The organism is Prolinoborus fasciculus, assembly GCF_056724605.1.
The window spans coordinates 1-11,385 of the sequence record NZ_JBWZQN010000082.1; the positions used below are offsets into that span (position 1 = coordinate 1).

8 protein-coding genes, 3 pseudogenes, 1 riboswitch and 1 other annotated feature are annotated in these 11,385 nt (G+C 35.5%); of the genes and pseudogenes, 8 read left to right on the forward strand and 3 right to left on the reverse strand.

Features of this window, described 5'->3' with window-relative positions; genetic code table 11:
- Positions 1-606 (reverse strand): annotated as a pseudogene (locus AC1P5O_RS15140) (IS3 family transposase); the annotation flags it as partial.
- Positions 215-331: a sequence feature (AL1L pseudoknot), on the reverse strand. It overlaps the preceding pseudogene by 117 nt.
- Positions 607-744: 138 nt before the next feature.
- Here AC1P5O_RS15140 and AC1P5O_RS15145 point away from each other — a divergent pair.
- The gene (locus AC1P5O_RS15145) at positions 745-939 is read left to right on the forward strand and encodes a hypothetical protein (RefSeq protein ID WP_348942358.1); all 195 of its coding nucleotides are present in this window, start codon (positions 745-747) and stop codon (positions 937-939) included.
- Between the two features lie 412 nt (positions 940-1,351).
- Here AC1P5O_RS15145 and AC1P5O_RS15150 read toward each other — a convergent pair whose 3' ends face one another.
- Positions 1,352-1,720: a response regulator gene (locus tag AC1P5O_RS15150; RefSeq protein WP_086044065.1), complete on the reverse strand. Its 369-nt coding sequence runs from the start codon at positions 1,718-1,720 to the stop codon at positions 1,352-1,354.
- Between the two features lie 1,107 nt (positions 1,721-2,827).
- Positions 2,828-2,916, forward strand: a riboswitch (cyclic di-GMP riboswitch).
- 134 nt (positions 2,917-3,050) lie between these two features.
- Here AC1P5O_RS15150 and AC1P5O_RS15155 point away from each other — a divergent pair.
- From AC1P5O_RS15155 to AC1P5O_RS15185, 7 genes and pseudogenes are all read left to right on the forward strand, one after another.
- Positions 3,051-3,560 (forward strand): Csu type fimbrial protein, encoded by a 510-nt coding sequence (locus AC1P5O_RS15155; RefSeq protein WP_222110454.1) that lies wholly within the window; start codon positions 3,051-3,053, stop codon positions 3,558-3,560.
- Entirely contained in the window at positions 3,560-4,306 is a 747-nt protein-coding gene (locus AC1P5O_RS15160) for a fimbrial biogenesis chaperone (RefSeq protein ID WP_086044063.1), read from the forward strand. Before AC1P5O_RS15155 ends, AC1P5O_RS15160 begins: the two co-directional genes overlap by 1 nt.
- A gap of 61 nt (positions 4,307-4,367) precedes the next feature.
- Entirely contained in the window at positions 4,368-7,094 is a 2,727-nt protein-coding gene (locus AC1P5O_RS15165) for a fimbria/pilus outer membrane usher protein (RefSeq protein WP_222110453.1), read from the forward strand.
- Positions 7,085-7,597: a Csu type fimbrial protein gene (locus AC1P5O_RS15170; protein ID WP_086044061.1), complete on the forward strand. Its 513-nt coding sequence runs from the start codon at positions 7,085-7,087 to the stop codon at positions 7,595-7,597. The genes AC1P5O_RS15165 and AC1P5O_RS15170 overlap by 10 nt, the downstream gene beginning before the upstream one ends.
- 43 nt (positions 7,598-7,640) lie before the next feature.
- Positions 7,641-7,766, forward strand: a complete 126-nt coding sequence (locus tag AC1P5O_RS15175) for a hypothetical protein (RefSeq protein ID WP_262458437.1) — start codon at positions 7,641-7,643, stop codon at positions 7,764-7,766.
- A pseudogene (locus tag AC1P5O_RS15180) lies at positions 7,763-8,464 on the forward strand (IS1 family transposase). Before AC1P5O_RS15175 ends, AC1P5O_RS15180 begins: the two are co-directional and overlap by 4 nt.
- Before the next feature lie 141 nt (positions 8,465-8,605).
- Positions 8,606-11,167, forward strand: coding sequence for an EAL domain-containing protein (locus AC1P5O_RS15185; protein ID WP_222110452.1), 2,562 nt, complete (start codon positions 8,606-8,608; stop codon positions 11,165-11,167).
- A gap of 121 nt (positions 11,168-11,288) precedes the next feature.
- Here the strand turns inward: AC1P5O_RS15185 and AC1P5O_RS15190 are convergent.
- Positions 11,289-11,385 (reverse strand): annotated as a pseudogene (locus AC1P5O_RS15190) (IS1 family transposase); the annotation flags it as partial.

Genomic DNA, 11,385 nt, shown 5'->3' on the forward strand with positions numbered 1-11,385 from the left:
GTATACCTAGCTTTTTCATTAATCGAGCAACAGTACAGCGTGCAATAATATAGCCTTCACGTTTCAGTTTTTGCCAGACTTTACGTACACCATACCGACCTGAACTTTCCTTCCAAATTCGTTTAATTTGTTCAGCATGATGAAGGTCATGCAGATCCCGTTTCGCTCGATGTTCTGGATTGTCCGCGAGATCTAAAGTCCGGTAATAGGTTGAAGCAGCGATCGGTAAAATTCTACAAATCGCCTCAACACCATATCGATCTTTATTGTTATGGATAAAATCCACCATTATTTGTGTGGGCGGTCGAGCTCCGCCTGGGCGAAAAAAGCCGCTGCTTTACGTAGAATTTCGTTAGCACGTTGCAGTTCTTTATTTTCGCGTTCCAGTTGTTTGATACGTTCTTGGTCTGAAAGCTGCTGTGCTTTAACTGGATTTTGTTGATCTAAGTATTTTTGATACCAAACACGTAGTGTTTCAGGAGTACAGCCAATTTTAGGAGCAATTGCTGTGATTGCAGCCCAATTCGATGGATAATCTTTTTCAGATTCAATCAATAATTGAACCGCTCTTTCTCTGATTTTAGGGGTATATTTTAATTTTGTCATCGGGATAGTCTCTCAGAATATTGACTCTCCGACAAACCCGGTACGGTTCAGAATTTGATTTAAATTGCGTTTCAATAGCTCAAAATCATGTACTGCACCGCGACTGGTACACAAGCTCAAGATTTTCTGAGTTCTATAATGAATGATCGCCTGTATCTTAAAAGTATGACTTTTTCTCTTGCTACTATAGCTTTTTCTTCTGTTTTTTTAGGTCTTTGTATTGGAATTCCTGTGGTATCTGCGATGACAACATTCCAGTCTATGCCTTCGCTCTCGGGTAAATCTTTGGGTAAATTAAAAAGATTTGACCGAATCAGGCAGTCTTCAACATGACGGACAATTCTTAAGGCGGTGGGCTCTGAAACACCATAGCTTGTTGCAACGTGAATAAAGTTCGATACTCGCGCCAATACTCAGACAGAGAAGAACTTGGTCTTAGAGGCTTAGCTTGGGTGGTCTAACTTTAGCAAGAATTTGCTTCTTTAATTATTCCACCATTAAATAAAAGGTTGACCATGAAATGCTTGTATATCGCTTAAACTGTGTTTCAGAAAACTTCTTTGAATCGATGTATTTCCTCCATAGATTATGCAAGAAGACGAATAAAAATGGCATGCAAATCTTCAGCAAAGGAGTCGATATTTTTTGATTTATGGAAGAGATCTAATAAATATAAGAATCCAATTAAGTTCTATTGATTAAGCTTGATAGACGACAAAAATAGTTTCTACTTTTTTTGAAGAAATTATTCGATACTAAGATGTGCTTTAATAGCATCTATTAGCTGCTTTTCTCCAATCGGTTTCGTTAGGTAATCAACAGCACCTTGTCTTTTCCCCCAAACTCGATCTGTTTCTTGGTCTTTAGTGCTAACAATAATAATCGGAATATGATTTGTGAGATTATCACGAGTAATTTGGCGTGTAGCTTGAAAACCATTTATCCCAGGCATAACAATATCCATAAGTATCAGATCAGGTAATATACTTTTTGCCATCTGAATACCTTCTTCTCCACTCATAGCTTCAATAACTTCATAGCCATATTTATTGAGCATTTCTTTAAAACGAAATACTTCAGTAGGTGAATCATCTACTACAAGAATACGCGGCATATTTTTCTCCTTGAAAGTTAAGCTTTCCCTAAATTTTTTAATCAATTAATAACTTAATTAAACTTACAATTTGGTTGTTAATAATAAGTATTACAACATGTATCTATTATTAACATAGCTTTTCTTTTTATATCAATAAATATTAATAAAATTTTATATTGATTACTTATTTAATCTCTTATTAGAATAAGTTATATTAAAAATAATTATGATTTTTATATACTTAAATTCACCATAATTTCTAATACTTATGAGTCCAACTTGATTAAATGCATAAAAATACAGCAAAAAAAAACCACACCTAAGGTGTGGAAGATTAAGTGCCGTGGAGAGGCAAAGAGAAACTACAGCCAGTTTCTAAGTTTTATGTTATATAAATGTTAATTAAAGTAATTGGCATTTTATTACAAATTTAAAATAGACTTCTTGCGTTAGTCAAAATTTAAACAGCCCAAAGCTAAATTTTATAAGGTTTTAGCCAATTCAAAAATTAGGTAAAACGACACTTTCGCAAGAGGTCTAATTAAAAATCACATGATTGGTTTAAATTTAATCTATTTTTTAAATTAAAAAATATTATTTTTAATTTTATTTTTAAAATAAACAATAATTTATTTTTAATTTTAATAATGTTCAATTTCTATCATATTAGTTCTATTTATAATAATTATTTTACAAATTAATTTAAATATTTAATTAATTCAATAACTTAATAATTATGCATTGAAATGCCTACTTTTTAGTTCAAGAGATCAGTTAATCCCATATAAAAAATAAGACTTAATAGGGTGATTAAAATATAATCAAAAACAAGATAAATATAGATCTAATAATTTTTAATAGATTAAAAATAGTTAAATAATTAAATTAAATAGAAATTTCATTATTTTAATTTTAATATAGAGAAAATTGTATAAAAAACAACCTAAACCTAAGTGTTTGATTTAAATTATATATATGGTGAATTTTAAATATAATAATATACATTTGTATATTTAATTAATATCAAACTATTTTTTGTAGTTTATGTTTACAAATAAAAACAATACGCATATATTTCGAAATGAATGAATACTAACCAGTTTATTCAAACACAAATATCAATTGTGCTGAAAAAGGCAAACCCGTTGAAAAGCGGGGACGCAAAGCTACCTGCCTAAAGAATATTTATATTCCATGGTCGAGGGGTTACCACGCGTCTTACTGATTTTAAGGTGAGGGTTCCTCTTGTCTTAAATTTAATTTGCCTTGGCAAGCCATAAGTCTTAGTTGCAGTGAATTAATTTTAGCTCAGCTAATTACACTTCTTATCATAATTATGAGGTTCATCATGAAGACTTCTAATGCCAAGTTTTTCAATAAACTCGCTCTTATTACTACTGTAGCTATAGCTGCAGGAACGGGGATATCTGCTCAGGCAGCAGGTACACAGAGTGCCACTATGTCTTTAACTACAGAGGTTGTCGCAAATTGTACGATCACTGCTGATGCTTTAACTGTATCCGGTTACGATCCAGTTGTAGCTCATAAAACTGCTAATTTTGACCAGCAAAGTAATGTAAATGTAACATGTACAAATGGTAGTCCCGTTACAATCACTTTAGATGATGGTCAAAATGTTGGCCGTCAACTTAAATTCGGGACTGATAAATACCTAGATTATGAATTATACAGTGATAATGCTCGTACAGCAGTATGGGGAAATACTGAGCTTAATGATGTAGCAACGACAGGTACTGGCGTGGCTGAAGCGTTACCTGTATTCATGCGTGTAACAGCAGGTCAGAATGTTCCTGCTGGTACATATACTGATGTTGTAACAGCAGTCGTTACTTTCTAATGAAAGGTTTTATTAAATGTCAGATCGCTTTGTGCGGTCTGACGACCTTATTATTTTCTTTGATCATTTTGACCAGCCTTTCTCATGCTGCTGGTTTTAGTATAAGTCCTATAAAGGTCAATCTGACGCCTGAAAATAACAAGATAATGTCACTTAAGGTTCATAACAGTAGTAATGAGCTGGTTGCTATTCAAGCAGAATTAATGAGTTGGAACCAAAAAGAGGGTAAGGATCTTTATGAGTCTAAAACCCGTGAAATTTTGGTGACACCTCCCATTTTTACTGTGCCTCCTGGTGAAACCCAGATTATTCGAGTTGGTTTACGTCGTCCGGTAGATTTAAAGCAGGAACTAAGTTATCGGCTTTTTCTGCAAGAGCTGCCATCACCCATCCCGAATAAGTTTCAGGGTTTACAGATGGTGATGCGGATGAGCCTGCCAGTTTTTGTAGCACCTGCCACAGGCTCAGCGAGCTCAGACCTCAGCTGGCATATTCGTCAGGTTAATAAGGGTAATCTCATTCTTGAGAGCTACAATCGTGGTAATGGTCATGCTCAGATTGCAGAGTTGCGTCTAAAGCTGTCGGATGGACAGGAATTGGTTCAGAAGGGTAATACTTATATTTTGCCAGACAGTAAACATGAATGGTCAATAGATTTTAAAGGAGGTTCCCTGTCTGGTGCGACAGTAAAACTGGTCACCAAAGTGAATGGCAAGACACTCACCAGTGAGATGCGGGTGGAGTAAATTAATGCTAAGGCGTTCGAAGGTATGGAAGAGTACTTGGCAAAGTGTATTCAGTTCGACGATGTTAACCTTTATTCCTCCTGCATTTGCTAACACGCCTGAGGAATCTGTAATTGTACATGCTGTTTATCACGAGCAGTTGCCGGACCGATTTCGGCTGCTCGTGGAAACTGAGCAGGACATCACTTTTCGCTTGCTCTCAAATCCTTTGAGTGATCAGGTGATTGTTGAATTAACGGGTATAGATGCCCATAACCTAGCTGATATTCTAGCCAGGAAAATTCCTAAAGATCATGAGTTGATTCGTCATATTGATAATCAAAATGACAAAGCTGTCACTCGTTTACAGTTGACCCTGAATGATCGTAGAAAAGTAAATGTATTTAAATTAGCGCCTGATAGTACCCACAAATATCGTTTAGGACTGGATCTTTTGCCAATAGTTCTAGGTGAAAATTTTCCGGAAAAACAGGTACAGATTTTCGAGCAATCTGAGCCGCTATCTGCTGTGACTCCACTAAAAGATGAAGCTACATCCGACGATTATTTGACAGAAAAAAGTCAAAATAACAAATTTAATGAGTTTTGGTTAGAAACGACACTGAACAATCAACCACAGCAGTCCACTGTATTGGCATTACAAGACCATAATGATCAGATTCTTTTAGCAGAACAGGATCTGCTAACTTTGAAATTAATCTTACCCAAAACTGTTACAGTCGATTATCAAGGAGAGCGTTTCTATTATTTGCAGGATTTGGGTATACAAAGCCAGCTAGATTTACGTCATTCGACTATGAATCTTCAAGCACCCGCAAATCTGTTTGAGACGACCGAGTTAAGTGGATCCAAATGGCAACAGAAAACATTGAGTTCTTCAGTGGGGGCCTTCTTCAATTATGACCTTTCAGTAGCTCAAAGTAATAGTGATAATGAGATTCGAAGTAGTGGTCTATTTGAGATAGGGGCTTTTAATCGCTGGGGAAGTGGCTCGGCAAATTTTCTTGCCCAACATAATCAGGTGGGTCAGTCAGCGGAATGGATACGTTTGGATACTCAATGGCGTAAAGATAATCCGCAGAACATGCGCACTTTAACTTTGGGTGATACATTCAGTCGTGGTACTGGCTGGAGTGGGGGAGTACGTTTTGGCGGTTTCCAATGGGGAACAAATTACAGTATCCAGCCAGAATTTGTCACCTTACCTTTAATGAGTGTGGCTGGTGAAGCTGTATTGCCTTCAACAGTTGATCTTTACGTTAATGATGCGCTGCGTTTACAGAGAGAAGTTCCTCCCGGACCATTTACTATTGATGAGATTCCCACTATTACAGGCTCTGGGCAGACCAAGTTAATTGTGCGTGACATTCTAGGTCGTGAACAAGTAATTACGAAAGATTTTTATTCTAGTCAAAAATTATTACGTAAAGGATTGGATGAATACTCAGTCGAACTCGGCGCAATCAGAGAAAATTATGGCCGATCTAGTAGTGATTATGGTCGAATGATAGCTGCAACAACTTGGCGTAGAGGGTTAAACGATCGATTTACATTAGAGGGGCATGCGCAAGCACTTACTAAACAAGGCATGATCGGCATAGGTGCACATTCTCTATTACCTTTTGGGGGAGCTCTTTCTTTAGCAGCAGCGACCAGCTATACAAATGGACAGAGAGGAGAATTTTATAGTCTGGCATTTCAATATCAAGGAGCCATTTTCAATTTTGGTCTGGATAGCCAGTTTTCCAGTTTAAATTTCATGCGGCTAGGGATGAGGGAGAATCAACCTTTACCTACTAATCAAAGCAGAATCTATACTAGCTTCAGAGGGATAGGCTCAGGTGCTTTGAACTTAAGTTATACCAGTCAAAGCTATTATGATCGGAAGGATATTGAGTTTCTTACTGCAGACTACAGTTTTCGGCTTTGGAATATTGGTTCTGTACATTTATCAGCTTTGCATTTTTTAAATGAGCCACAAACAACACTGCGAGCCTCTCTAAGCATTCCATTAAATTTCGAGCGTACTAGTCTAAATTTAAGTGCGAGCCATATGAAAGAGCAGAGCGAAGGGATGATGCAAATCCAACGTGGTTTACCAGTAGGAACAGGCTATGGTTATAACTTACGTGTCGGTACAAAGGATAATCAACCACGTCAGGGAAGTATTAGCTATCAAAGTAACTATGGTACTTATCAGTTAGAAGGTTCACAGATAAAAGATCAAATCGCTATCCGTAGCAATATACGGGGTGGTATTGCTTTGGCCGGAGGTACCTTGCTGCCAAGTCGATATATTGATAGTAGTTTTGCTGTAGTAAGAGTTCCTGGTTTTTCTGATGTGCGTGTATATGCAGAAAATCAGCAGGTAGCTCGTACAAACAGTAAAGGAGATGCACTTATTCCGAGATTAAGACCCTATGAACGTAATCAGATTAGTATTGAGCAATCAGACATACCTTTGGATGCAAAAATTAAAGCTTTGAATGTGGATGTATATCCTTATTATCGTAGTGGGGTGATGTTAAATTTTCCTGTTGCCCATACCCGTGAAGTTTTTTTCAATCTTGTGCAAGAAAATGGTACCCCTTTACCAGTCGGAGCTATCGTGACTAACGAAAAAGGAGAGTATTTCCCTGTAGGTTTGCGTGGAGAGGTTTTTCTTACTGACTTAAATGTGACGAACCAGCTTAAAGCTCAGTGGCAAAATCAGAGTTGTCATTTCACGCTTGAAGTACCAGAAAATAATGATCAGATGCTAGAAATGGGTGAAATAATATGCCAGTGATTAGCACTCAACACTTTCTTATTTTAGTCTATCTATGGCCTAAGAGATCAAAAAAAGTTTTAGAAATTAAGCGATTTTTTTATAGCATAATGGCATTGGTACTGCTTTACGTTCCTTCTCTAACCTTTGCTGATTGTAATGTAAGTAGCAGCGGGGTGTCTTTTGGAAACTATGATGTCTTTGCAATTAATCCCACTGATAATGTTGGGACATTAACAGTCAATTGTAGTGTTGAAACATCTTATACATTAAAGCTTGATCAGGGCAACTCAGGAAACTTTAGTGAAAGGAAAATGTCAAACGGAACTGATTTTTTAATCTACAACATCTATAGCGATGCAGCCCGAACCTTCATATGGGGAGATGGTACAGATAATAGTGTGACTATAAGTGGACAAACAGGAGCAACTGGACAACATCCATTGTATGGTCGTATTTCTGCTAGACAGAATGTCTCAGTAGGAAACTATTCTGACACCATTATAGTCACTATAGTTTTCTGAAATTGAAGCTGATACTGGCAAGATATTACATGGAGTTTCATCAGTGGTAGCAGAACGCAATAATTTAAATGAACGAGGATTAGAAATATCCTTATTTATTTTAATTTGGTGGTGTTTCAAAAAGTATGCTGAAAAAAACAATATGGCTTTTGATAAAATAGAGGTATGAAAATAACGCTACAAATCAAATGTCCTACCTGTCTAAGTAACAATATAAAGAGAAATGGCATCAAAGTAGATGGGAAACAAAACCATCAGTGCAAAGATTGCAAACGTCAGTTTATTGGTGATCATGCATTAAGCTATCAAGGGTGTAACTCAGGTATTACCGGCAAGATATTACATTTAATGGTCAGAGGAAGCGGTGTAAGAGATATTGCTGAAGTCGAGCGTATCAGCATTGGCAAGGTATTACGAACCTTAAGTGAATCGATCTATCAGATTCAGCCTAAACAAAGCCACTACGAATGTCTTGAAGTCGATGAACTTTGGACTTTTGTAGGGAATAAGAAAAATAAACAATGGCTTATTTATGCCTACCATCGAGAATCTGGAGAAGTTGTTGCTTATGTTTGGGGTAAGCGGGATTTAGCAACGGTTCAACGTCTTAAAGCTAGACTTAAAAAGCTTGGGGTTCAATATGCTGGAATTGCGAGTGATCACTGGGATAGTTTTATCACAGCATTTCAATGTTGCAAGTAAGTGATCGGTAAGTTTTTTACCGTCGGTATTGAAGGTAAGAATTGTAGAATTCGTCATCGAATCAGGCGTGGATTTAGGAGAAGTTGCAACTTTCCTAAAAAGCTCGAAAATCATTTTAAAGCCTTTGATTTGACTTTCTTTCACCTTAATAACGGATTTGTTTAACGCCAGCATACTTTTTGAAACACCACCAATTTTTTTAATAATTCACAGTAGATTAGTTGGAATTTTATTATTTTCTATATACTATTTTATTAACGAGTTTTCTGATTATGAATCATAATAGATTCTATTAAAGGGTATGGAATGTCTGAAAAAATTAATAATCCTGATACTTTATTTATTCTTGATTTTCTAGGTAAACAAACTGATTTAAAAGTTGTTTTGCATACAGTTTCAAAGTGGTTGGAAGGTTTAATTCCTGGATCAATGGTAACTATTATGTTTTTCTCAGAGAAAGAAAAACATTTAAATTTAATCAGTGGACGACAATATTTTACTTCAGCATATCGTAATGCATTAACAAATTTAAAGATTGGGCCATATGCTGGTGCATGTGGAGCAGCAGCTTATTATCGTAACATCGTTATTTGTGAAGATATTTTTATTCATCCTAACTGGAAAAGCTATCAAAAATTTCTTATTGAAGAAAATATTTCTGCTTGTTGGTCTGTTCCTATAATTAGTGCTGAAGGTACTTTATATGGAACTTTTGCAACTTATTATCGAAAACCGAAGAGCCCAACAGATGATGAGATTAAAATGCTTAATCATGCGGCATACCTGACTGCTTTAGGGGTCGATCTATATTATGAGCGTCAGCATAAAAATGCTATGAATGATAAATATCATTCTTTCTTTGATCATCATCCTGATACAGTATATGAATGTGATTTATATGGAAATATTACTCAAGTAAATATAACATCAAAAAAGATTAATGGATTTGAGGTAGAGCAGATTGTAGGACTACACTATTTAAATTTTATTCACCTTCAATATCAAAAAATAACAGAAGAAGCTTTTAAAAAAGCTACAGAAGGTCATATTCAACGTTTAGAAATACAGGTTTATGACGTTAGAGAGGAAAAATATTGGGCAGATCTCACCTTTTTACCATTATTTCAAAATAGAAAAATTGTAGGTGTATTTGCAATTCTAAAAAATATTACAGACCGATATAAAACAGAAGAGCATTTACAATTATTAAAACGAGGATTAGATGCAAATCCTAATGGTATTGTAATTACTGATGCTACTTCAAATCATCAAATTGTATACATTAATCCTGCTTTTCTAAAATTAACCGGATATTCCGAGAAAGAAATTTTAGGTCGTAATTGTCGCTTTCTACAAGGAGAAGATACAGATATTAATGCAGTTCAAGAAATTCACCAAGCACTTAAAGATAAGCGAGAAATTCAAATTACCTTAAAAAACTATAGGAAAGATGGCACCTGGTTCTGGAATCAACTTACTCTTAGCCCTGTATGGAATCAAAATAGTGAATGTACTCATTTTATTGGAACCCAGCAAGATGTGACTCAGAAACTTATAGATGAAGAATATATAAATTATCAGCGTACTCATGACAGTCTAACTGAATTAGTTAACCGTCAGGTTTTTGAAGAGTTATTGGACCTTGCCTTTTACAAAAAGGGTGAAATGAACAATACATTAGCGGTTTTATATATTGATTTGGATGACTTCCGTACTATAAATAAAGATCTCGGATATGCTGAAGGGGATCAATTAATTAAGCTGGTCAGTCAGCGTCTACGGACTATTTTACAAGAAGATGATGTTCTATCACGTTTTGCCGCTGATGGCTTTGCTCTATTATTAAACAAAGAATATACTCAGGAAAAAGTAACTCAAACAGTAGAAGGCATTTTTAAAATTTTAGCTTTACCTTTTAATATAAAAGGGCATCACATTCGTCTGAGCGCAAGTATTGGTATTGCGACTGATACAGAGGAAGTCGAAAATTTTAGAGAGTTATTGCATCATGCAATTCATGCAATGTATGAAGCTAAAAACGAAGGACGTAACACCTGGCACTGGTATACAAGTGGCAGCAATACGGTTCACAAAGTGAATGACATCCAGTTACGCCATGAACTCATTATGGCCTTGGAAGATGAGCAATTTAAATTATTTTATCAACCTATCGTTGATAGTTTAACTAATAAAATTGTAGGCGTTGAAGCACTTATACGATGGTTCCATCCTGAGCGTGGTTTAATTTCTCCATTGTCTTTCATACCTTTAGCCGAACGTACTGGACAAATTTCAGCAATAGGAAATTGGGTATTAAATCAGGCATGCAAAGATATTACTGAGATTAATAAGAATAGACCAGATCAACTTAGCGTGGCTGTAAATATATCTCCTATACAATTTAAACGTACTAATTTTTTGGCTGAGTTAAGGAATACTCTACTAACAAATAACTTTAATGCTAAGTTATTGAAGATAGAGGTAACAGAAGGGATGTTACTGATGGGTATTGAAAGATCGGTTGAAATTTTAAAAGCTATACGAGCACTTGGAATCAAAGTAGCAATCGATGATTTTGGTACGGGCTATTCTAGCCTGAGTTATCTCCGTCAACTGCCTATTGATCAAATTAAGTTAGATCGTAGTTTTATTCAGCATTTGCCAGAACATAAAAGTGATGCGGCAATTGTTATAGCAATTACTCAAATGGCAAAAACATTAAACTTAGAAGTCGTGGCTGAAGGTGTAGAAACAGAAGAACAAGCTAAGTTTTTAACAGAGAGCAAATGTAATTACTTGCAAGGCTATTATTTTGCTAAGCCCGTTTCTATAGAAGATTTAAAAGTTATCTTAGACAAGAATGCATGACAAAGCCACCAAACTTAATTAGCAATTCAGATAAATTAAGTTTTTAAAAAATATATGGTTACTATGGTGATATTTGTAAATCTATTCCTATTTCGGTGGTGTTTCAAAAAGTATGCTGGCATTAAACGAATCCATTATTGATATAAAAGAACACTAAATCAAAGGCTTTGAAATGATTTTCAAGCTTTTTGGAGAAGTTGCAGCTTCTCCTAAAGCCT